This window comes from Acinetobacter sp. YH12155 (assembly GCF_013418255.1).
GTDB classification, from domain to species: Bacteria; Pseudomonadota; Gammaproteobacteria; order Pseudomonadales; family Moraxellaceae; genus Acinetobacter; species Acinetobacter indicus.
This window is the reverse complement of the sequence record NZ_VPCK01000006.1, coordinates 110,564-132,927: the sequence shown is the minus strand read 5'-3', so window position 1 is coordinate 132,927 and position 22,364 is coordinate 110,564. Positions and strand designations below refer to the sequence as shown.

Annotated in this window: 27 protein-coding genes; 18 read left to right on the top strand and 9 right to left on the bottom strand. The window is 45.9% G+C overall.

The window, feature by feature from the left end:
- Positions 1 to 90: 90 nt before the first annotated feature.
- The 5 genes from FTU86_RS06100 to FTU86_RS06080 form a co-directional block, all read right to left on the bottom strand.
- Complete coding sequence (locus tag FTU86_RS06100; RefSeq protein ID WP_005177093.1) at positions 91 to 876, bottom strand: thiazole synthase; 786 nt, start codon at positions 874 to 876, stop codon at positions 91 to 93.
- Positions 877 to 888: 12 nt separating this feature from the next.
- Positions 889 to 1,086, bottom strand: coding sequence for a sulfur carrier protein ThiS (thiS, locus tag FTU86_RS06095; protein ID WP_005177095.1), 198 nt, complete (start codon positions 1,084 to 1,086; stop codon positions 889 to 891).
- A gap of 32 nt (positions 1,087 to 1,118) precedes the next feature.
- Positions 1,119 to 1,484, bottom strand: a complete 366-nt coding sequence (locus tag FTU86_RS06090) for a DUF423 domain-containing protein (protein WP_127801157.1) — start codon at positions 1,482 to 1,484, stop codon at positions 1,119 to 1,121.
- A 221-nt stretch (positions 1,485 to 1,705) separates the two neighbouring features.
- Positions 1,706 to 2,575: an RNA polymerase sigma factor RpoH gene (gene rpoH, locus FTU86_RS06085; RefSeq protein WP_005177101.1), complete on the bottom strand. Its 870-nt coding sequence runs from the start codon at positions 2,573 to 2,575 to the stop codon at positions 1,706 to 1,708.
- A gap of 136 nt (positions 2,576 to 2,711) precedes the next feature.
- The gene (locus FTU86_RS06080) at positions 2,712 to 2,948 is read right to left on the bottom strand and encodes a sulfurtransferase TusA family protein (RefSeq protein ID WP_016658363.1); all 237 of its coding nucleotides are present in this window, start codon (positions 2,946 to 2,948) and stop codon (positions 2,712 to 2,714) included.
- 385 nt (positions 2,949 to 3,333) lie between these two features.
- Between FTU86_RS06080 and FTU86_RS06075 the strand changes: the two genes are divergently transcribed.
- Both FTU86_RS06075 and rhlB read left to right on the top strand, forming a co-directional pair.
- Positions 3,334 to 3,546, top strand: coding sequence for a cold-shock protein (locus FTU86_RS06075; protein WP_005177104.1), 213 nt, complete (start codon positions 3,334 to 3,336; stop codon positions 3,544 to 3,546).
- A 95-nt stretch (positions 3,547 to 3,641) separates the two neighbouring features.
- On the top strand, positions 3,642 to 4,793 hold the full coding sequence (rhlB, locus tag FTU86_RS06070) for an ATP-dependent RNA helicase RhlB (protein WP_005177106.1): 1,152 nt from the start codon (positions 3,642 to 3,644) through the stop codon (positions 4,791 to 4,793).
- 112 nt (positions 4,794 to 4,905) lie between these two features.
- Here rhlB and FTU86_RS06065 read toward each other — a convergent pair whose 3' ends face one another.
- Positions 4,906 to 5,286 (bottom strand): hypothetical protein, encoded by a 381-nt coding sequence (locus FTU86_RS06065; RefSeq protein WP_104488774.1) that lies wholly within the window; start codon positions 5,284 to 5,286, stop codon positions 4,906 to 4,908.
- Between the two features lie 224 nt (positions 5,287 to 5,510).
- Here FTU86_RS06065 and FTU86_RS06060 point away from each other — a divergent pair, with 224 nt between their 5' ends.
- From FTU86_RS06060 to FTU86_RS05995, 14 genes are all read left to right on the top strand, one after another.
- Entirely contained in the window at positions 5,511 to 6,086 is a 576-nt protein-coding gene (locus FTU86_RS06060; protein ID WP_104471847.1) for a nitroreductase family protein, read from the top strand.
- Between the two features lie 30 nt (positions 6,087 to 6,116).
- Positions 6,117 to 7,190 (top strand): NAD(P)H-dependent glycerol-3-phosphate dehydrogenase, encoded by a 1,074-nt coding sequence (locus tag FTU86_RS06055; RefSeq protein ID WP_005177113.1) that lies wholly within the window; start codon positions 6,117 to 6,119, stop codon positions 7,188 to 7,190.
- An 84-nt stretch (positions 7,191 to 7,274) separates the two neighbouring features.
- Complete coding sequence (gene sixA / locus FTU86_RS06050; RefSeq protein WP_163142241.1) at positions 7,275 to 7,730, top strand: phosphohistidine phosphatase SixA; 456 nt, start codon at positions 7,275 to 7,277, stop codon at positions 7,728 to 7,730.
- Positions 7,731 to 7,763: 33 nt separating this feature from the next.
- Positions 7,764 to 8,903, top strand: a complete 1,140-nt coding sequence (gene gspL, locus FTU86_RS06045) for a type II secretion system protein GspL (RefSeq protein WP_075175183.1) — start codon at positions 7,764 to 7,766, stop codon at positions 8,901 to 8,903.
- Positions 8,903 to 9,382 carry a type II secretion system protein GspM gene (gene gspM / locus FTU86_RS06040; protein ID WP_180036629.1) on the top strand — a complete coding sequence of 160 codons (480 nt, stop codon included), beginning with the start codon at positions 8,903 to 8,905 and terminating at the stop codon, positions 9,380 to 9,382. Before gspL ends, gspM begins: the two co-directional genes overlap by 1 nt.
- A 90-nt stretch (positions 9,383 to 9,472) precedes the next feature.
- On the top strand, positions 9,473 to 10,474 hold the full coding sequence (locus tag FTU86_RS06035) for a quinone-dependent dihydroorotate dehydrogenase (RefSeq protein WP_180036628.1): 1,002 nt from the start codon (positions 9,473 to 9,475) through the stop codon (positions 10,472 to 10,474).
- A gap of 4 nt (positions 10,475 to 10,478) precedes the next feature.
- On the top strand, positions 10,479 to 11,054 hold the full coding sequence (locus tag FTU86_RS06030) for a CvpA family protein (protein ID WP_016658356.1): 576 nt from the start codon (positions 10,479 to 10,481) through the stop codon (positions 11,052 to 11,054).
- Positions 11,055 to 11,078: 24 nt separating this feature from the next.
- Positions 11,079 to 12,617, top strand: coding sequence for an amidophosphoribosyltransferase (gene purF / locus FTU86_RS06025; protein WP_180036627.1), 1,539 nt, complete (start codon positions 11,079 to 11,081; stop codon positions 12,615 to 12,617).
- A gap of 90 nt (positions 12,618 to 12,707) precedes the next feature.
- Entirely contained in the window at positions 12,708 to 14,597 is a 1,890-nt protein-coding gene (locus FTU86_RS06020; RefSeq protein WP_180006821.1) for a M48 family metallopeptidase, read from the top strand.
- A 136-nt stretch (positions 14,598 to 14,733) separates the two neighbouring features.
- Positions 14,734 to 15,405 carry a hypothetical protein gene (locus FTU86_RS06015; protein WP_180036626.1) on the top strand — a complete coding sequence of 224 codons (672 nt, stop codon included), beginning with the start codon at positions 14,734 to 14,736 and terminating at the stop codon, positions 15,403 to 15,405.
- Positions 15,402 to 16,145 (top strand): NAD(P)-dependent oxidoreductase, encoded by a 744-nt coding sequence (locus tag FTU86_RS06010; RefSeq protein ID WP_180036625.1) that lies wholly within the window; start codon positions 15,402 to 15,404, stop codon positions 16,143 to 16,145. The genes FTU86_RS06015 and FTU86_RS06010 overlap by 4 nt, the downstream gene beginning before the upstream one ends.
- Before the next feature lie 82 nt (positions 16,146 to 16,227).
- On the top strand, positions 16,228 to 17,667 hold the full coding sequence (locus FTU86_RS06005) for a M48 family metalloprotease (protein ID WP_180036624.1): 1,440 nt from the start codon (positions 16,228 to 16,230) through the stop codon (positions 17,665 to 17,667).
- Between the two features lie 38 nt (positions 17,668 to 17,705).
- A complete protein-coding gene (locus FTU86_RS06000; RefSeq protein WP_160241430.1) occupies positions 17,706 to 18,101 on the top strand; it encodes a GFA family protein in 396 nt (131 codons plus the stop codon).
- A 48-nt stretch (positions 18,102 to 18,149) separates the two neighbouring features.
- Positions 18,150 to 18,509 carry a hypothetical protein gene (locus FTU86_RS05995; protein ID WP_171293448.1) on the top strand — a complete coding sequence of 120 codons (360 nt, stop codon included), beginning with the start codon at positions 18,150 to 18,152 and terminating at the stop codon, positions 18,507 to 18,509.
- 115 nt (positions 18,510 to 18,624) lie between these two features.
- On the opposite strand, the gene FTU86_RS05990 is transcribed toward FTU86_RS05995, so the two are convergent.
- Both FTU86_RS05990 and rpsU read right to left on the bottom strand, forming a co-directional pair.
- Entirely contained in the window at positions 18,625 to 19,071 is a 447-nt protein-coding gene (locus FTU86_RS05990) for a GatB/YqeY domain-containing protein (RefSeq protein WP_005177146.1), read from the bottom strand.
- A gap of 33 nt (positions 19,072 to 19,104) precedes the next feature.
- The gene (gene rpsU / locus FTU86_RS05985; RefSeq protein ID WP_001136722.1) at positions 19,105 to 19,320 is read right to left on the bottom strand and encodes a 30S ribosomal protein S21; all 216 of its coding nucleotides are present in this window, start codon (positions 19,318 to 19,320) and stop codon (positions 19,105 to 19,107) included.
- 147 nt (positions 19,321 to 19,467) lie between these two features.
- On the opposite strand from rpsU, the gene tsaD reads away from it, so the two are divergent.
- Both tsaD and FTU86_RS05975 read left to right on the top strand, forming a co-directional pair.
- Positions 19,468 to 20,484, top strand: a complete 1,017-nt coding sequence (gene tsaD / locus FTU86_RS05980; RefSeq protein WP_075175188.1) for a tRNA (adenosine(37)-N6)-threonylcarbamoyltransferase complex transferase subunit TsaD — start codon at positions 19,468 to 19,470, stop codon at positions 20,482 to 20,484.
- Positions 20,485 to 20,563: 79 nt separating this feature from the next.
- Positions 20,564 to 21,274 carry a hypothetical protein gene (locus tag FTU86_RS05975; RefSeq protein ID WP_163142226.1) on the top strand — a complete coding sequence of 237 codons (711 nt, stop codon included), beginning with the start codon at positions 20,564 to 20,566 and terminating at the stop codon, positions 21,272 to 21,274.
- Between the two features lie 113 nt (positions 21,275 to 21,387).
- Here the strand turns inward: FTU86_RS05975 and FTU86_RS05970 are convergent, their stop codons facing one another.
- Positions 21,388 to 22,260: an ATP-binding protein gene (locus tag FTU86_RS05970; RefSeq protein WP_005177155.1), complete on the bottom strand. Its 873-nt coding sequence runs from the start codon at positions 22,258 to 22,260 to the stop codon at positions 21,388 to 21,390.
- Between the last annotated feature and the right edge of the window lie 104 nt (positions 22,261 to 22,364).

The window sequence follows — 22,364 nt, the reverse complement described above, 5'->3', positions numbered from 1 at the left end:
GACTCAAGCAGAGTCCTTTTTTCATGTTTAGCTTTTAATCAAGTAAAACCTGAAGGAGTAACTTATCTCTCAGCGCAGATAATGTCCGGATTATTTAAAGAAATAACCGGTTTCTGGCGAGCTGGCATTGGCCATACGTTTACGCGGCATCCGACCTGCCAGATAAGCTTCACGACCTGCTTCCACTGCTTTGCGCATTGCCGAAGCCATCAGGACCGGATTTTGCGCTGCTGCAATTGCAGTATTCATTAATACGCCATCACAGCCCAGTTCCATGGCAATTGCTGCATCGCTGGCAGTGCCGACACCCGCATCGACCAGTACCGGTACTTTGGCATTTTCTTTAATAATAGAAATGGTATGCGGGTTTAAAATTCCCAGCCCTGAACCAATTAAGCTGCCTAAAGGCATAATTGCCACACAGCCCATGCTTTCCAGTTCTTGTGCCACAATCGGATCATCCGAGGTATAGACCATAATCTCGAAACCATCATCAATAAGCGTGCGCGCTGCCTTTAAGGTTTCGGTGATGTTTGGATACAGGGTTTTTTCATCGCCCAGTACTTCCAGTTTTACCAGATTGTGACCATCGAGCAGTTCGCGCGCCAGCATACAGGTACGCACTGCACTGTTGGCATCAAAACAGCCGGCAGTATTCGGTAAAATGGTATATTTTTCTGGTGGAATCACAGACAGCAAATTTGGCTGATCGGGATGCTGACCAATATTCACGCGACGAATAGCAACGGTCACAATTTCCGCACCACTGGCCTGAATGGCCAGATCTGTTTCCTGCAAATCTTTATATTTTCCCGTGCCCACCAGCAAGCGCGAGTTAAAAGTGCGTGAACCGATTTTAAGTAGGGTGTCTTCCATACGTGCTCCGTCTTAGCCGCCGCCAACGGCATGAATAATTTCAATGCGGTCTTGATCATGAATAGGGGTGCTTTCCAGTCGGCTTTTCGGCACAATCATCTCGTTTTGTTCTACCGCAAAACGTTTGCCTTCCAACGCCAGTTGTTGCACCAGTTCTAGTAAATTATGGCACTGTGTCTGTTGTAATTCGCCGTTTAAATAAATGTGCATACCTGCAGTTTCCTAGCTGTTTCCTTCCCGAATTATCGGGCATATTTCATGGCATTCCAGGCCAGTACCATCCAGCCGGCAATCATTAGCGCACCACCAATCGGGGTAATGGCACCCAGACCACGCGGCAAGCCTAGCGCCATCACATACAATGAGCCACAGAAAAACACAATCCCGACCTGAATCAGCAGGAAGCTGGCTTTAATGGGAAATTGAGTCATGACTTTGGCCAGAATCGCCAGTGCCAATAATCCGAGGGCATGATAGAAAAAATAATCAGTCGCTGTTTGCCACCACGCCAGTTGAGCTTCTGTTGCGCGTGCTTTTAAGCCATGTGCCCCAAATGCACCTAACATCACCGCAAGTGCTAAATTAAGGGCAGAAATTGCAATCCACATAGCAAGAATGACCTGAGTAAATTTGCGCTCAACCTTAACATTTTTCCGGGCAACGAGAAAGTGAAAAACTTTCACCCTGAAATGTGGTATTGAATCCAGCTTTTTGATTTTAGGGGGGAAGAAAATGGATTTCTTTAAGATCATCGCCCGGTTTCAGCAAGCACAGACAGCAAAAAAGGGCAGATCGCCCTTTTTTAACTTTAGCACTCTGGAATCATCACTTAGTTAGATGACATTGCCACTTTAATTTTTTCCATGGCATTTTTTTCAAGCTGGCGAATACGCTCCGCAGACACATTATATTCAGCAGCCAGCTCATGCAGGGTCGATTTGTCATCATCTAACCAGCGACGCTGCAAGATATTACGCGAACGGTCATCCAGCTGCTCCATGGCTTCATGCAGGGCAGAGGTACTTTGTGCCTCATAATCTTCATCTTCGACCAGACGGGCCGGATCGTAACGGTTATCTTCTAAATAAAGCGCCGGCGCAACATGGGTAGTGTTTTCACTTTCATCATCATTTTGCGCTTCGAAAGCCGCGTCATAAGCGGTCAGACGGCCTTCCATTTCCAGGACCTGTTCCGGAGTGACATTCAGGTCGTTGGCAATCGACTTGGCTTCTTCCAGCGTCAGTTTTTTGCTGGATTTTTTCAGGCTGCGTAAATTAAAGAACAGTTTACGCTGTGCCTTGGTGGTGGCAATTTTAACAATACGCCAGTTACGGATCACGTATTCGTGAATCTCGGCTTTAATCCAGTGCACGGCAAATGACACCAGACGCACGCCCATATTCGGGTCGAAGCGTTTCACGGCCTTCATTAGACCGAGGTTGCCTTCCTGAATCAGGTCACCTTGTGGCAAACCATAACCTGCATAACTACGCGCAATATGGACTACAAATCGCAAATGCGACATGACCAACATTTTCGCTGCATCTAAATCTTGATCGTAATAATAACGTTCAGCTAACTCTTTTTCTTGTTCAGCCGTTAAAATAGGAATTTGATTGACGGTACTAATATAAGCACCGAGATTTACGCCTGGCGCAGATAATGACAGGGGCATCAACTGATTGCGGCTGTCACTCATGAGTTCTCCTTATAGGATCGGTGGGTCGTATTACCTGTAAATTTCATCTTAATACCAATATCCTTGCAAATTAAGGAAAAAAGGTAGAGAAATGTAAAGTTTTATGCCAATGCATGCTGTTTACTTTAATTGAAAATTATTTAATTTCAATAAAGTAATGAAACTCGTTGGCAGAAATTTGTGTCAATTCACAGCCGTACTGGTGAATCTGACAATAGCGGCTGACATCTTGCTGACTATGCGGGTCAGAGGACTTGAGCAGAAAGTGTCCGGCGCCGGTTTTTTTTAAAGCGCGTTTTAGCATCAGTAAGGGCATGGGGCAGGGTTGTCCCATCGCATCAATGATGATCATTTCATCGACAGAGTTGTCCATAATCTGCTTCAATCGGGTCTTTAAAAAAGGACTCAAAATATTAGCAAATTTGGTGCCAAATCTAAAGTTTATTTGCGGTTTTTATCAAAATATAACATTGAAAAATCTTGAATTAACTTTGTCAAAAAAAGCATGAATTCTGAATAAGATAAATCAAAAAAAATCTATTATTTGTCATAAACCCGTGTTAAGCTCGATGCGTATTTAGGATTTGAGATAGGCAGTTGTTGTTTGTCGCCCTATTACAAATTGGATGTAACCGGGATTTTGTTAATAGTTATACAGAATGATTACAAGCTTAGAAATAAAAATATTTTTAAACTTTGTTTACTCTGCTGTTTGCAACACCGGGTGGTCCTTCTTTTTAATCAATGAGGATTAACTTATGACAGCTCGTGAACAAGGCGTAGTTAAATGGTTCAACGACACTAAAGGTTTTGGCTTTATTCAACGTAACGGCGGCGACGATGTATTCGTTCACTTCCGTGCGATTCAAGGCGAAGGCCACCGTTCACTTCGTGACGGTCAACGTGTTGAGTTCAGCGTAGTTAAAGGTCAAAAAGGCTTCCAAGCGGAAGAAGTACAACCTTTAGACTAATCGTTGGATTAATCTGAAAAACGCTCCATCTATTGGGGCGTTTTTTGTTTATAATATGATACGTTTTTGTGATTAATAAGTTAGAGCACATTTTTATGTCATCTGGTTTTGAAACCTTAAATTTACATCCGAAACTGAGACAAGCTATTGCGGCCTTAGGTTTTAAGGAAATGACGCCCATTCAGCAAAAGGTTTTAAAATTTACTTTGGCTGGACATGATGCCATTGGTCGCGCCCAGACCGGTACCGGCAAAACCGCTGCCTTCCTCATTAGCGTAATCAATGACTTATTGAATAATCCGGTGAAAGAGCAGCGTTTCCGTGGTGAGCCGCGTGCCCTGATTCTGGCACCGACGCGTGAACTGGCCTTACAGATTGAAAGCGATGCCAAAGAGCTGGTGAAGTTTACCGACCTACATGTAGTGACCTTGTTGGGCGGTGTCGATTTTGACAAGCAAAAAGCGCAGCTGGATAAAAACTTTGTCGACATTATGGTCGCGACCCCGGGTCGTCTGATTGACTTTGTCGAGCAAAAAGAAGTCTGGCTGGATCAGCTGGAATTTCTGGTGATTGATGAAGCCGACCGTTTACTGGATATGGGCTTTATTCCATCGGTAAAACGGATTGTGCGTTTTTCACCGCGTAAAGAGCAGCGTCAGACTTTAATGTTCTCGGCCACTTTTAGCTACGATGTGCTGAATCTGGCCCAGCAATGGTTATTTGAACCGGTGACTGTCGAAATTGAACCGGAAAAGAAAACCAATGCCGATGTCGAACAGCGCGTATATATGGTGTCGAACTCAGACAAATATAAACTGCTGCAAGATATTCTGCGCGATGAGCCAATTGAAAAAGTCATGATTTTTGCCAACCGCCGCGATCAGGTGCGCCGTCTGTATGACCATCTGAAACGTGATGGCTATAAAGTGGTCATGCTATCTGGTGAAATTGCCCAGGATAAACGCCTGAAAATGCTGGACCAGTTTAAAAATGGCAAGCACAACATCATGATTGCCACCGATGTTGCCGGACGCGGCATTCACGTCGATGGCGTGTCGCATGTGGTGAACTTTACCTTGCCAGAACAATCAGATGACTACGTGCACCGTATTGGCCGTACTGGTCGTGCTGGTACGCGTGGGGTCAGTATTAGTTTCCTGGCCGAAGATGATGCTTTCTATTTGCCAGAAATTGAAAAAGCCATCGGACAAAAACTGCCATTAACCCGTTTAGATGGTTATTGCTAGACTTTACTATGTCGTGTTGTTGCTGAGGCAGCTACCCGCATCAAAATGAAAAAATGGATCAGCTCCAAAGGACCTGATCCATTTTTTATTGCATCTTTTGATTACGTTCAGATTAGTTGGCCTGACAGCGGAAGGTGAGTACGGTCTGATAATCATCATCCTGTGCCAGCTGGGCATTACGACCCGAGATGGTGCCGAGCACAGTCGCGGCAGCCTGAATCATCTGTCCGGTCTGTTCATCGACCACGCCTTTTAAAGCGCCGTTATAAGTGGTCTGTTCATCGACCACCACCGGTGTAGCGCGGCTACCACAGGTTTTGTTGGCCGCACTAATTGCGTTGTTTTTGGAGATGATATTGCTTTTCCCTAAACCGGTGACTTCGTACTGATTATTTTCTTTCTGAATTGCCAGCGAAGAGGTCGGGTTTGAGGCACAGGCGGTAAAAAACAGCGCAGCGGTGGCTGCAGCACTTAAACCAATCAGCTTGTTCATATGTAGTCCCCATATTTTATTTGTTGAATCAGTCATCTATCTAAACATATCTACACTTTTAGAGTTTGTAGAAGCTGTAAAGAAATGCAGTTTTATATAGTGGCTCTGTGACAGATAAGCCGGCCATTAAAACTCAGGATTCATACAAATAACCCAACGCAAATAGAGTAAATTCTGTGGTTTATGCTAATCTTGAAGCAGATTTTACAGATAGATATAAGCCAATGACGGATACAGTGGAAGCTACGGTTCATCAGAATATTCATCAACGTCAGTCGATTGGGCATCTGGTCGAGCCGGCACCGAATGCAGCGCAGCTGGAGCGTGCCTTTCAGGCAGCCTTGACCGCGCCTGATCATCATCGTTTAAAACCGACCCGTTTTGTGGTAATTCCGGCAGAGCGCCGTGAAGCCTTTGGCGAATTGCTGGTACAGGCCCTGGCCGATTTGGGCCAGACCGATGCGGTGCAGCTGGAACGTGTGAAACATCATCCTTTTCGGGCGCCATTACTGGTGCTGGCACTGACCAAATTCCAGCCGCATCCTAAAGTTCCGGATTTTGAGCAAACCTTAAGTACCGGGGCGGCGGTACAGAATTTCCTGCTGTCTTTGCAGGCCCAGGGCTTTGCCAGTATGTGGCGCAGTGGTGCCGTGGTTGAATCAAAATTATTGAAAAAAGCTTTGAAATTAAATGAAGATGATTTAATTTCAGGCATCATCTATATTGGAACTGCCGCAAAAGCGATTGCGCCGCGTGCGGACATTCAGACTGACGCCTATGTCAGTTACTGGACGGAATAAGCATCGCATACGGCTGAGGATATAAAAATAATGTCAGAATTGAATTTTGCCAGTCTGGTAGAACCGGTCAATATTGATCAGAAAACCGCATTAAGAATTACCGTCTTGGGTGGGGGCAGTTTTGGTACCGCCATGGCCAATACCGCGGTGCGTAACGGCTGCGATACCATGATCTGGATTCGGGATGAAGCCACCGCTGAAGAAATTAACCGCACTCATATCAATAAACGCTATTTGCCAGATTTTCCTTTAGAGCCGGGCTTAAAAGCAGTATCGGATCTGGAACTGGCGGTGCGCGACCGAGATATTATTCTGGTCGCCATTCCAAGTCATTCTTTTCGTGATGTGCTGAAGCAGATTAAGCCGTTTATCACCTCGCAAGCGGTGGTGTCCCTGACCAAGGGTATTGAGGCCAAAACCTTCTGCTTTATGAGCGATATTATTCGCGCCGAATTGCCGGAAGTGCCGTATGGGGTGCTGTCTGGCCCGAACCTGGCCAAAGAAATTGTAGCCGGGCAGCCTGCCGGAACCGTGATTGCCAGCCAGTCAGAACTGGTACGTTATGCGGTGCAGCAGGCACTCCATAGTGCTTTATTCCGTGTATTCGGTAGTGATGATGTACACGGGGTGGAACTTGGTGGGGCGTTAAAAAATATTTATGCCGTGGCCATGGGCATGGCCGCCGCGTATAACGTCGGTGAAAATACCAAAAGTATGATTTTAACCCGTGCTTTAGCTGAAATGAGCCGTTTTGCGGTCAAGCTGGGCGCCAACCCGCTGACATTCTTAGGTCTGTCAGGTGTCGGTGATTTATTTGCCACCTGTAGCAGTCCACTGAGTCGTAACTATCAGGTCGGGTTTGCACTGGGCAAAGGCAAAACCCTGGAACAGGCCACACAGGAACTGGGCCAGACCGCAGAAGGGATTAATACCATTGTGCAGGTCAAAGCGCGTTCTGAAGAGCTGGATGTGTATATGCCAATTACCAGCGCCTTGTATGATGTAATTTATGAAGGACAGCCGCCGCTGACGATTGCACTGGCACTCATGAAAAATGGCCATCGTAGTGATGTAGAGTTTGTATTGCCACATCATGAGGTATAAATTGGTTAAAATATGACAGTTTGATGAACCGAACTGTCATATTTACTGCTTATAATGCGGACAAAATGAAATAAGGAAATGTATATGCAATTGACCCTAGTGCGTCATGGTGAAGCTTCACCACCCGTGCATGGTAATGATATTAAACGTCCCCTGACCGAACGTGGGCATACCCAGGCACAGCAAACGGCAGAGTATTTAAAAGATCTGATCCGTCCGGATGTGTTTGTGGTTAGTCCGCTGTTACGTGCCCAGGAAACGCTGGCGCATATCCAGACCTATTTTAAAGATGTGCCTGTGGTGATCTGCAATACCATTAAACCGGATGATGATGCGACTCAGGCTATTGAGTGGTTATCGCATTTGCCTTATGAATCAATTGCGGTGGTGTGTCATATGAATGTGGTGGCACATATTGCAGAGCAGTTAACCGGGGAATCTTTCCATCCTTATGCGCTGGCAGAAGCGCGTATTTATGAGCAGGCGGTTATTGCTGCAGGTTTATCGACACAAATAAAAAGTTTTATTCCAGACGCATAACAACACACTTTATTTCATGGCAGTACAATAACAATGTTGCAAATATGGATGCCGGAAGCCAATGGGGTTTGGCAATGGTCAAGCGGGGAGTACTGGGTTCAGGCCAATACCCTGGAAGACCTGATTCAGGCGATACAGCTTCATCAGGGTGAAGAAGCAGTGGTGTATTTTCCGAGCCGGGATATACAGATGCTGCAACAGCAGATGAGCAAGGCCCAATACAAGCAGCTGGGGCCAGACGGAATTAAATTCCTGCTAGAAGAATTTGTGGTATTGCCAATTGATGCCATGAAAGTGCTGCATCATTTTCAGCAGCCGGACCGCCTGACTTTACTTGGTGTGGCGCAAAGCCATGTCGAAACCTTGCAACATGCTTTGGCGCTATTGCCGGTCAAAGTCACGGCCTTATTGCCAGACTTTTTATTGCTGCCAGTGCCTGAGCCTGATCATATTGTGCTGGCCAATGTCTGTGGCCGGTTGCTGGTACGTGAAAATGAATATCTGGGCAGCTCGGTCGATGATCTGGCTTTATTTCTGGATTATCAGGCGCCTGAACAGCGTTATCAGATCAGTAATTTTACCGCCGAACAGATGCACAGTATTGAGGCTATCAGCACGCATGAGCAGTTAAGCTCTTTCCATTATGAAGTGCCGGTGCTGAAAAAAGTCAAACAGCATCCTTTTAATATTTTACCCAAAGCCAAAAGTGAATCGGGCATTTCGGGTTACTGGAAAGCCTGTGCTGCGGTATTTTTGGGGATTCTGGTGGTGCAGTTCAGTTATGATGCCACGCGCTGGTATCAGTATAAAAAAGTTGCGAATCAGACCGCGGTGCAGGCGATTGATCAGTTTAAATACTGGTTTGGGCAAAACTATCCGGTCACCGAGCAAAATATTAAAAGCCAGTTTGAATATCAGTTAAAACAAAGCCAGACTGCCGATACCCAGGCCTTACAGCTGCTCAGTCGGATCGGGCCGGTATTGATGCAGAATCAGATTGTGGCCAGACGGGTCAATTATGATCTGTCCAGTCTGAATATGGAATTACAGGCCAGCTCTGCAGCCAGCTTGCAGGCATTGACCCAGCAATTAAACCAGCTGGGCTTTAAAGTCGAGCTGGGTAATATTCAACCGGCCGCCAACGGCGCAATCGGACTGGTGAAAGTACAATAATGAAAGCAGTAGAAAAAATTCAGCAGCGTTGGGATCAGTCGCTGGAAAAATTAAATGACTATTTAGATACGCTGAGCTTGCGTGAACGGATCATGGTGATTTTTACCGGTATTTTTGTACTGGTAGCCGCCATCGGATCGGCGCTGTGGTATATGCACGGCGCGGCAGATCAGCAGCAAAAACGGCTCAATACCTTAAAAGATCTGATGGTGTGGATGCAAAGCAACGCCGTGACCATGAAGCCGGCCGGGGATGTACAGCTCAGCAGTCTGGAAAAAGTACAGCGCGTGGCACAGCAGCAGGGTTTATCGGTTGCATCGCAGCAGTCGGGTGAAAAAATTCAAATTGTAAGCAGTCATGCACAATATTCAGTGCTGGCCAATTTCCTGACCCAGCTGGCACAAATGGGATTAAGCATTGAAAAAATGGAATTAATTTCCGATGCCGGGCAGATTAAATTAACGGCGACAGTGCAATAACCGGTAAAAATAAACAATGGTCAAGCATGGTGTTTTCAACAATCTGGGCCTATAATAGGCCGACTTAAAAAGCCGTAGACTTTTGCCGATATGTTGTATTCTCTTGCCCGCCCTTTGTTGTTTTCTTTGGCACCGGAGCGTGCACATGAGCTCACATTATCTTTATTAAAATCAGGTCATAAAATGGGCCTGATGCGTCAGCAGGTGGCAGCAAAACCAGTCACCTGTATGGGTATTGAATTCCCGAATCCGGTGGGTCTGGCTGCAGGCCTGGACAAAAATGGTGCCTATATTGATGCGCTGGCCGCTTTAGGTTTTGGTTTTATTGAAATTGGTACCATCACCCCGCGTCCGCAAGCCGGTAATCCACATCCGCGTCTGTTCCGTTTACCGCAGGCCAAAGCCATTATTAACCGCATGGGTTTTAATAATGATGGCGTCGACAAGCTGACTGAAAACGTCAAGGCCGCCAAATTTAAAGGCGTACTGGGGATTAATATTGGTAAAAATGCCGATACTCCGGTAGAAAAAGCGGTTGATGATTATCTGATCTGTTTAGAAAAAGTTTATAATTACGCCTCTTATATTACGGTCAATATCTCATCACCAAACACCAAGAATTTGCGTAGTCTGCAAAGCGGCGATGCCCTGACCGAGCTGTTGCAAACCTTGAAACAGCGTCAGTTGGCGTTGGCCGAAGAGCATCAGCATTATGTACCGTTGGTGCTGAAAGTCGCGCCAGATCTAGAACCGTCCGATATTGAATTTATTGCCCAGCAATTACTGCAATTTAAAATTGATGGTTTAATTGTGACCAATACCACCTTGTCTCGTGAAGGGGTAGAGAATTTGCCACATGGCGATGAAGCCGGTGGTTTATCGGGTGCGCCAGTATTTGAAAAGAGTACCGCGTGTCTGGCAGCCTTTGCCAAAACCTTAGAGGGCAAAATTCCTTTAATTGGTGTTGGTGGTATTCTTTCAGGTGAGCAGGCAGTTGCGAAACGCAATGCCGGTGCAACTTTGGTACAAGTGTATAGCGGTTTGGTCTATACTGGCCCGGAACTTGTGAAAGATTGTGTAGACGCACTTTAAAGTCATGAACGCCATCGATATCTTTATACTGATTATTCTGCTCATTGGAGGGCTTAACGGTTTGCGTCAAGGATTTATTAAAGCCTTTGCGAACTTGGTCGGTTGGATTTTTGCCCTGATTGTGGCGGCAAAATATGCTTCCGTTCTAGCGCCTTCAATGACCGCTCTCAGTGCTGATCCGGTGGTTCAGAAAATTGCGGCCTTTGCTTTTATTGTGTTGGTGATTGTGGTGCTGACCTGGATGGTGAGCGCATTATTAAACCGCATCTTGAAATCGCTGAAACTGGGCCCATTAAATCGTTTAGCCGGTGGTGCGTTTGGTACCCTCAAAGGTCTGCTGATTGTGCTAATTGCCATTCAGGGCATTGGGCCGTGGGTCGAAAGTTCGCCGCACTGGAAACAGTCCAAATTTATTCAAACCCTTTTACCTTATGCGCCTTGGGCCACACAAATGTCCAAAGATGCCGCCAATGAGGCTTTACAGCACATCAAATCAGAAGATGCTCCGAAATCTTCTGGTTCTTCATCTGAACCTGAACGAAAGGGCGCAGATGAGTCAACGAATAATCCTTTTTATTAATCCTAGCTGGTCTGCGAGGTTGCTATGTGTGGAGTAGTTGGTATAGCTGGTAAATCACCTGTTAACCAAATGTTGTTTGATGCATTAACGATGTTACAACATCGGGGACAAGATGCAGCTGGGATTGTCACTTGCCATGAAGGTCGCTTGTTCTTGCGTAAAGACAATGGCATGGTGCGTGATGTATTCCATACCCGTCACATGCGTGCCTTGCTGGGCAACTACGGGATTGGTCATGTGCGTTATCCGACGGCAGGTTCATCTAGCAGTGCAGAAGCGCAGCCGTTTTATGTGAACTCACCATACGGTATTACCTTGGCGCATAACGGTAACCTGACCAATGCCGAAGAAATTCATGAAGACCTGTTCAAGACCGATTTACGTCACATGAATACCGATTCAGATTCAGAAGTACTGTTAAACGTTTTTGCCCATGAATTACAAAAACGCGGCAAGCTGGAGCCGGCAGCAGAAGATATCTTCCATGCGGTAACGCGTGTGCATGAGCGTTGTAAAGGGGCTTATGGCGTGGTGGCCATGGTGACCGGTCAAGGGATTGTGGGCTTCCGTGACCCGCATGGGATTCGTCCGTTAATTTACGGTTCGCGTGAAACCGATGAAGGCATGGAATACATCATTGCCTCTGAATCGGTGGCAATTACGGCCCTGGGCTTTAAAGTCGAGCGTGACCTGGCACCGGGTGAAGCCATCTTCATTGACTCTAACGGCCAGATGTTTACCCAGCAGTGTGCGGCACAATCTGAATATCATCCATGTATTTTTGAATATGTGTATTTTGCGCGTCCAGATGCGACCATTGACGGTATTTCGGTTTATAAAGCCCGTTTAAAAATGGGTGAGAAGCTGGCGCAAAAAATTCTGCGTGAATGGGGTGAGGAACACGATATTGATGTCGTGATTCCAATTCCAGATACTTCGCGTACTTCGGCCTTGGAACTGGCCAACACCTTAGGTGTTAAATTCCGTGAAGGCTTTATGAAAAACCGTTATATCGGTCGTACCTTCATTATGCCAGGTCAGCAGCAGCGTAAAAAATCGGTACGTCAAAAGCTGAACCCGGTTGAGCTGGAATTTAAAGGCAAGAACGTGTTACTGGTAGATGACTCGATTGTGCGTGGTACCACCTGTAACGAAATTATCCAGATGGCACGTGATGCTGGTGCCAAACGCGTATTTTTCGCTTCAGCGGCGCCAATGGTGAAATATCCAAACGTGTATGGTATTGATATGCCGGCTAAATCTGAGCTAATTGCCTCTAGCCGTAGCGTCGAAGAAATTCGTGAAATTATTGGTGCTGACCGTCTGATTTTCCAGGATCTGGAAGATTTAAAAGCTGCAGTACGCACCCATAAAGTGCCAGAAGTCAATAATTTCGATTGCTCGGTGTTTGATGGAGTCTATGTTGCTGGCGGTATTGATGAAGCCTATCTGGATAATCTTCAGCAAAAACGCAGCGATACAGCCAAAAAGAAAAAAGACAATTATATCGATGTGAATATTGATGCTGCATCGGTAGATTTGACCGGTTTGAAAGAAGAATAATTCTTGTAAAACTGGCAGGAAAAGCGGGAAATTCCCGCTTTTTTCATTTATGATGTCGCCTAAAGACAATGTAATTTAAGGAAATTTACATTGAAAGATGTAGGTTACTACTTTATTAAAAACAAGAATATGATGTGGTCTGCAAGCCTGTGTCTGCTTGCGGTCATCCTGACCATTTTTATTTTAAATACTGTACTGGGTTTGCTGGTGCATTATATTGATGCTTCGCAGTCCATTTACTGGCATAGCTTAAGTCCTTATCTGGTCGCGGTACTGCTGTCTTTAATGGGCATTTCCATTGCCATTGAATTATATATTTTCCGTTCTGGCGGCCACTCACTGGCCAAGCAGCTGTGTGCACGTCGTTTAAGCCTGATTGAAAGCACGCCGGAAGAAAGTGTTGCCTTAAAAATTACCGAACAGCTGGCCGATACCTTCGCGATTGATACGCCGGCGCTGTATGTCCTGCCGGATGAAGTCGGGGTAAATGCACTGACCGCCGGTTTTTATCCACGCGATATTGCGATTATTCTGACCTGGGGCGCCTTGCAAAACCTGGATGAGCAGGAACTGTATGGCTTGCTCAGTCATGAGTTTCATCAAATTTTAAGTGGTGAAACTGCGGAAAATACCAAGCTGAAAATTCTCTACAGCAGCCTGACCACGTTTAGCCAGTGGGGCAGTAAAGTGGCCAAACTCGGCTTTGGCAAGCAGTATTACAACACCGCTTATGCACCTGCCACGCCTTTTGTTGCACTGGGCGGCATGATCTGGCTGATTGGCAGCTTAGGCATGCTGATTACCCGTTTTATTAAATATTTAAACCTGAGCGGGCGTACCTTTAAAAACGACCTGAAAACCAAACGTTTAATCCAGAACAATGCCAATATTCAAACCCTGCTCAGGATTTATGTGCACCATGCCGGTTCGCAAATTCACAGTGAATATTCGGAATCAATTGCGCATATGTGTTTTGCCAACTCGCTGAGTCCGCAAAGCTGGTTGAATATCCATCCGAGTATTGATGCGCGGATTTATGAGTTAAATCCGGCACTGGTGCAGGATCTACAACTGGAAAACCTGAAAAAGCTGCGCAGCCAGCCCTGGTTTGGTCTGTTTCGTTCACTGGAAGAGGTCAATGGTGAATATTATGCGCCGTGGAGTTCGCCGCAACCTTTGCCTTTATTGCGATTATCCCCGATTAGCTTTGCCATTAAAGATGCAATCAAGCCGCTGAAACCGGAAATCCGCCGTAATATGCCGCGTCCGGAACTGATCCAGCGTGCCTTGCAGACGGCCACTGGTTCGCGTGAGGTGATGATGGCAATTTTAATGATTCGCCAATACCGCGAATTTATTCCGCCTGAAGTAGAAGTCAGCCGTGCCATTGTCGATGCCTTGTTAAATCTGGATGGTCGGGTGCATATCTCCATTTTTCTGGAAGCCTGCCAGAATATTGGCGGTATGCCGGCCAGTATCGCGCGGCAGTTTTTGACCAAGCTGGCCAAAATTATTCAGGAAGATGGGGAAATTGGACTGCTGGATGCCTTGCTGCTGGAGCGGGTCAAATCCGAGTTGAACCTGCTGCCGCTGCATACCCCGACGGCGTTGGATGAAGTTAAACCGCAAATTGTACGTTTAATTGATGCCTTGCTGCATGTGCAGCAAATCAATAGCGGCAACCAGCTGGAAGTGCGGGAAAAAATTTTACAGCGCGTACTGACACCGTATGAAATGTCGCTGTATGAAGAAATTTCCGATGAGCCAATTGATCTGTCAGAAATTCTGAATGATATGGCCGGGCTGTTGTTGCGTGACCGTTTAAGTATTCTGGGTATTGCCGAAGCCTGTTTGTGGAATGACCGGATTATCACCCAGGATGAGCTGGATGTACTGGAGCTGCTGTACTGGCGTTTAGGCTTTGCCACCGAAGAAATGGTTGAGCGTATGCAGAAGAAAAACAGTTTAATGATTATCTAAGCACTCTATTTCTGAGTGCGGTAGGTGGATCGTGTCATCATCATTGAGCAGCTTTGATATGACTGGATGCAGAAAGCACAGCAAAACCGGACTAATCCGGCTAGAATAGCCCTATGGACATAAGTGACGATAGCAGATGATTGGGCATCAACGTGAGATTTTGGCAAGTTTGGGAATTGATATATGGATTCCCCGAGATGCTGCATCTCAAAATTTACCCGCATCTTCCTTATGGCGCGATCAGGCCCCGGCAGAACTGCTGACTGAAATTGTCATGCCGGCAGCTGTCGCGGCGACAGTACCTCAAGATATTGCCTTACAGCTTAGACAGCCTGTTGCGGAACCACAAGTCTCTCCGCAAGAAAATCCAGTCGAAAGCCCGGCAGAACCTGTCACACCTGCAGCCCTGGTGGAAGTGCAGCCCGCCTTACAGATTGATGCATTTCATCTACAAGCCATTGTTAAAGAACAATATACGATTGTGCTGGATGCCACCCACATCAATGAGTCGCAGCAACAGTTATGGCGCAATATCCAGCGTGCGGCACAGGCAGAATTTTTTGAGCTGAATTGGCCTTTTGCTTTGCCTGAGCTGCAAGATGGTCGAGCGGTTTCGGTATATGTACAAGGTTTTCTGGATGCGATTGCACTGGAGAAAAAGATCATTGTGTTGGGTCAATTGCCTCATGTACAGTTAACGCAAGCTACAGCATTGCCCGCTTTGGCCGAGATGCTAGAACAGCCGCTATTGAAAAAACAGCTATGGCAGGCTATGCAAGATAAAAAACACATGACGGATCAGGAATGAAACAAAAAGTTATCGCATTTAGTCAGGTTGATCAGGACGTTTTAAGCCAGCTGAAACAGCAGTATGACGTGGTAGAAATTAGCCCGAAACTGGGTGATGTTAATGAGCAGATTCGTGCTCATGTCCAAGATGCTGATGGCATGATTGGTGCGGGGCGTTTGCTCAATGCCTCTAACCTGACGGGTGCAAGCCGTCTTAAAGTGGTTTCCAGTATCAGTGTCGGTTATGACAATTATGATGTGGACTATCTGACTGAGCAAAAGATTTATCTGTGCCATACACCGCATGTGTTAACCGAAACCACTGCTGATTTAGCTTTTAGTCTGTTAATGGGAGCCGCGCGTCAGCTGGCCTATCTGGATCGCTGGACCAAACAGGGCGAATGGAAACGTACCGTTGGCCCGGCCCAGTTCGGTCAGGATATTCATGGTAAAACTTTAGGGATTATTGGTCTGGGGAATATTGGTGCGGCCATTGCCCGTGGTTCCGTGGTCAATGAACAGGCCTTAATTGAAGCGCTGAAACAACAGAAAATTTTTGCGGCCGGTCTGGATGTCTATGAAAAAGAACCGCTGCAAAGTTCGGAGCTCTTTGGTCTGGACAATGTGCTGACCTTGCCGCATATTGGCTCAGCGACCGCAGAAACCCGTAAAAAAATGGCCTGGCTGGCCTATAAAAATCTGGTGGATGTGCTGGAAGGCCGGCAGCCGGGCTACGCGGTCAATGGCGGATTTGCGTAAAACTTCCTAACACTTCGTTGCATATTTCTTCGATATTGAATGCTATATTCAAGACACGAGCAGATAATTTGAGAACGGCAATTTGAAACGGTTGTTTTTAGCAGGTAGTTTAGGCCTGCTTACAGCATTCACTTCGACACATGGGGCAAACTTCACCACTTCACCACAATTTAATGTGCCAGAAATTGGTGCAGGGGTGGGGCTGATCGATCAGCAAAAAGAACGCATGATTGGTGAAAAAGTCTATCGTGAAGTGCAGCGTCAAATGCCGGTGGCGCAAAATCCGTGGCTGGAAGACCAGCTGTTCTCGGTCTTCTCGCATCTGCTCAGCCAGACCCAAATGGGCCAGCCCATTGGTCTGCTCATTATTAATGATCCGCAAATTAATGCCTTTGCCGTGCCAGGCGGTCTATTTGCCTTAAATACCGGTCTGGTGACTTCTGCGCGTAATATGGATGAAGTGGCCGGGGTGATGGCGCATGAAATTGCCCACGTGACCCAGCGTCATTATAGCCGTTCACAGGAAGCTTTTAAGGGACAGGGTCTGCTGGCACTAGCAGGTGTGCTGGTGGGTGCATTGGTGGCATCCCAGGCCGATGGTGATGCCGGTGCTGCCGTAATGATGGGTTCACAGGCTGCATTAATGGATAAGCAGCTGACCTATAGCCGTAATCAGGAACGTGAAGCCGACCGGATTGGCATGCAATATATGTATACCGCCGGTTATAACCCGCAAAGCATGGCCGATTTTTTTGAGGTAATGCATCGTGCCACCAGCCGGGTCAGTTTCCTGCCAGATTTCTGGTTTACCCATCCGCTGACCACAGAACGGATGAGTGAAGCGCGTTTACGTGCCAACCAGATGCCACGGGTGAAATCATCATTACGTGATGAAGAATTTGATATTTTAAAACAGTACACCTTGGTGGTATCCAATCAGGCGACAGAGCAGCAATTGCAGGTGCTGGCCAGCCGTAACAACTTTGCTGCACAACTGGCTTTAGCGGCCTTTTATACCCGGCAGGGAGATTATGCCTTGGCACAGCAAACGCTGGACCAGGCCAAAAATCATCGCCGTTTACATCATCTTATTAGTTTAATTCAAACTGACATCTATTTAGGGCAGAATAAGCTGAGTGAGGCTTATAAAGTGATCAGTTCACCTGCGCGGATTATGCCGGAGAATCGGGCCTTGAATTACAAGCTGGCTGAAGTGCTGATCCGGCAGAATCAGCCGGCTGAAGCACAGGCACTGGTGCAAAAGTTCCTGAACCGGAATGAGCGTGATTTAAGTGCCTGGCGTTTGATGCAGCAGGCCGCCAATATTGATCGTAGTTCGCCATTACGCACGGTGAATGTATTGCGTTATCGTGCAGAACTGCAGTACTGGTCTGGATGGGAGGAAGAAGCGATTAAATCCTTGCTGCATGCCCAGCGTCTGGCCAAGGATAATCAGGCCATGACTGCCAAACTGAAAACACGTACCACAGAAATGCAGCGGGAACGACAGCTCAAAATTTAACAGCATGAAAAATCATAATAACAATAAGGAGAATAATGATGTTACAGGGACAATGTTTATGCGGGCTGGTGTATTACCATTATCAGGCCGAGCTGGAAAAGACCATTTTATGTTTTTGCCAGCATTGCCAGCGTGCGCAGGGGACCATGCTGGGCTGGAATAGCCCGATTGATCAAGCCAAATTTAAAATTGTACGCGGCCAGCAATATTTAAAAGAATATTTTCACAGTCCGAATAAGGCGCGGGTGTTTTGTCAGGAATGTGGCAGCCCGATTTATTCTTACCGTTTAGATTTACCGGGGGTTCTGCGTTTGCGTTTGGGAACGGTGACTGAAGGCTATGTGCCGGCACCCATCGAGCAGGCTTTTGCACATCGAAAACCGCAGTTTTTGCAAGTCAGTCTGCTGGAAACCTCTGTAAGGCATGGGGTTTAAAATGCTAGAATTCCGGCTCCTGGCTAAATAATGATTTTAAATAACGCGATGAAAAAATTATGGATGGGCGTATTGCTCTGGGGGAGTCTGTCTGTGGTCCAGGCAGCAAGTGTGGAGCAGTATGTACTGGCGGTTGAGCAGATTAACCAGAGTTATAAGCAGCAGACCCGGCAGTTTTTAAAGGGCTTGAATCCGCAGCAATCGGGTTTTAGTCCGGCGCAGCAACAGCAGTTTTGTGGCATTGTGCAGAATTATATTGATCAGCTATATAGCGCTGCAGATGAAAACCGTGCCTATCTGGATCCGCAATATCGCAACATGACCAAGCAGGATGTGGCTCAGCAGGTGTATTCATCTAAAGAAATGCAGATGCTGAAAAAATATCAGGTCAATTGTGCAAACGGATAGAAGTGACTCAAGAACTGCTTAAAACTTTAGGCAGTTTTTTATTTTCGGGAAAATAAACTGATACAGCTGTTGATGCTGTTCGGGGGGGGAACGTGAGGCGTATGCCTGACTTGAATTAGCTTAATTTGGCTTTAATTTTGGCAGATACTTGTGCAGGATCGGCGCGCCCGGCTATGAGCGGACGCAGAGAATTCATCACCTTACCCATATCTTTCATGCTAGTAGCTTCTTGCGCTGCAATCGTTTGCGCAATGATGGAATCAAGTTCTTCCTCAGTCATAGCTTCTGGTAGAAACTGAGATAACACCTCAATTTCGGCTTGTTCCTTACTAGCTAAATCTTCTCGGCCAGCACCTTCAAAGGCTTTAACCGATTCTTTACGTTGTTTAATTTGCTTTTCAATGACCGCAAGAACCTGAGCATCGTCAAGCTCTTTGCGCTCATCGACTTCGATTTGCTTAATTGCCGCCTGTAGACTACGAATGACCGTTAACTTGTCCATTTCTTTAGCGCGCATTGTCGCTTTCAAAACGTCAGTAATCTGGCTTTTTAAAGTAGTCATGTTTTAATCCAGGCAGTCAATCACAAATTAATCTTAGTAAAGGCGAGTAGTACGTACTGATTCACGCGCCAATTTCTTTTGGTAGCGTTTAACAGCAGCAGCTTTTTTGCGCTTACGTTCTTGAGTTGGTTTTTCGTAGAATTCACGCTTACGTACGTCAGCTAAAACACCTGCTTTTTCGCAAGAACGTTTGAAACGACGGATAGCTACGTCTACTGGTTCGCCTTCTTTCAATTTAACTTGTGGCATGAAGAATCCTCATTAAGTTATGGATAAGATCTGGGGCCGAATTGCCCTCGATCACAAGTGAAGGTCAGTATTTTACTCATTTACATCTCATATCACAAGTCTATAATAGTTCCCGCAATAAATTTGATACAGGTTATAGGCAGTTTAATGATCGTTTTAGGCTTAGAAACATCGTGTGATGAAACAGGACTCGCGCTGTACGACAGTGAGTTGGGTTTACGCGGACAGGTGCTGTATAGCCAGATCAAACTGCATGCCGAATATGGCGGCGTGGTGCCAGAACTGGCCTCACGGGACCATGTGCGTAAACTGATTCCATTAATGAACGAACTGCTTGAGCAAAGCGGTGTGAAAAAATCGGATATTGATGCCGTGGCCTATACCCGTGGTCCGGGCCTGATGGGCGCATTAATGACGGGTGCACTGTTTGGTCGGACTTTGGCCTTTGCCTTAAATAAACCGGCAATTGGTGTGCACCATATGGAAGGGCATATGCTGGCACCGTTATTGTCTGCAACGCCGCCTGAATTTCCATTTGTTGCACTTCTGGTCTCAGGGGGGCATTCACAGCTGATGGCCGCGTATGGCATTGGTCAGTATGAACTGCTGGGTGAGTCAATTGACGATGCCGCCGGTGAAGCTTTTGATAAAGTGGCCAAGATGATGGGCTTGCCGTATCCGGGTGGACCGAATATTGCCAAACTGGCCGAGCAGGGTGATCCGAATGCTTTTGCTTTCCCGCGTCCGATGCTGCATCAGGATTTAACCTTTTCCTTTAGTGGTTTAAAAACTGCCGTTTCGGTACAGATGAAGAAACTCGGTGATGAAAACCGTGATGCCGATATTGCCGCCAGTTTCCAGGAAGCGATTGTAGATACCTTGGTAAAAAAATCGGTGAAAGCATTAAAGCAGACCGGTTTAAAACGTCTGGTGATTGCGGGTGGCGTGAGTGCCAACAAGCGTTTGCGTGAACGTCTGGAAGCTGATTTAGCCAAGATTAAAGCCACGGTTTATTATGCAGAGCCTGCGCTGTGTACCGATAATGGTGCCATGATTGCCTTTGCCGGTTATCAGCGTTTAAAAGCAGGGCAGCAGGATGGTTTGTCTGTGACCACGACTCCGCGCTGGCCGATGACGGAATTGACCAATCCAGAGCAAGCATAAAAGATCATGTAAAAGAGGCGAAAGCCTCTTTTTTAATGCTTATAATGCAATGAATTTAATAATTTTTTATTGAGTTAAAATGAAATCAGTCAGATATAAAGATTTCAATTTGGGTAATGGGATATTTGAAGGTTGGAATGATCAGCAGGGTTTGATGATATGCGGTTATGAATGGGGTAACTCTAAGAAAGATCAGGAGCAGTCACAGGACGCAAAGCCAGTTGATTTTAATATCGCTTGTACCTTTAGTAACAAAGTTCCGAGATATGGGCAGGGTGCTTTATCATGGCCCTATGATAATAGAATTAAACGGTGGTTTGCTTTATGGGGGCATCCGCTAGATAGTAATGAATATGGTCAGGATTTTGATAAGTCCATTATACAGACCAATTGGGCCAATACCTGCAATCATCAATTAGCGAATTACTCGCATCTGTTGAGCGAAGAACAGGTCAATAATTTTATAAATCATATCAGTACCTTAAAACCTAAGATTATCCTGTTTATGGGAAGTCAGCTGATACATCTTTTAAGAAATTCTATAGTTAAAGCCCGTTTTGAAGAAATTGTGGGTACAGAAATTCCAGATAGTTTTGTAGTGAAGCAAAAGAAAGAGTTTTCAGGAAGAAAATTTAAAATATATTTTTGTGAGTTTGAAAACTGTCAGATTATAGGTTTACCACATCCATCTTCAAGCCGCGGGTTATCTGATCGGTATATTGAATTATTTGAACCTGAAATGAATACGATCATTTCACAATTTAAAAAAGAAAAAGCGATTAATCCTTAAAATAGAAAGCCCAATCTCACAAGGTTGGGCTTTTCAACATGAGCGAACAGATTGTAGATGAGGATTTTCAATCCATAATCGCTATTTCTGTCTGGCAGAGCAATATAGGCAACTTAAAGTTGCTTTAACTGCGCAGACCCAATCCAGTGCTTCGAGAATTGATAAGCGGCACGACCAGAACGCTGCCCACGCGCCTGACACCAGCGTAAAGCTTCGGCACGCGCTTCAGCGGTGAGTTCCATCTCCGCCTTTTGCAGATAATGCTCGACAATTTCTAAATACAGATTCTGATCCATTGGATAAAACGACAGCCACATCCCGAAACGATCGGACAGCGAAATTTTTTCCTCAATCGCTTCCTGTGGATGCAGCTCGGTATATTGCGGCACATCTACCCGTGTTACCGGTGTATTTTCATGCATAAACTCAGGTAATAAATGCCGGCGGTTACTGGTGGCATAAATCACAAAATTACTTGAACCGGACTGTAATGAACCATCTAGCACGCTTTTTAAAGAACGATAATTTTCATCTTCGGCGTTAAAGGCCAGATCATCACAATAGACAATAAATTTTTCCGGCCGATCTGCAATCAGCTTCTGAATTTCAGGCAAATCCGATAAATCATCACGTTCAATTTCAATTAACCGTAACCCTTGTGCTTCATACTCGGTTAGCAGGGCACGCACAATGGAAGATTTTCCGGTACCACGTGAACCGGTAAGCAGTACATCATTGGCCGGTAAGCCTTTTAAAAACTGCAAGGTATTTTGAATTACTTTTTCTTTTTGTTTTTCAATGCCTTTTAAATCTTCCAGATAGATTTTTCGTGGCTGGTAAATGGCTTTTAACTGTTGATCCTGCCATTTAAAGGCCGATGCAGAAAAATCGGTGGCTTGCTTGAGTTCAGGCAAATGTTGCTGGAGCTGCTGTAAAATGGTTGCAAGCGAGGTGAGAATATTATCGGGTAAATCAATATGCGCCATGATTATTCAGCTTTTCGGTCTAGGTCAAAAGATTATCGGGTGCACAAACGACTGTATACCAAGGCGAAATGATTTAGCAATGAAAACATGAATTATGCAATTGA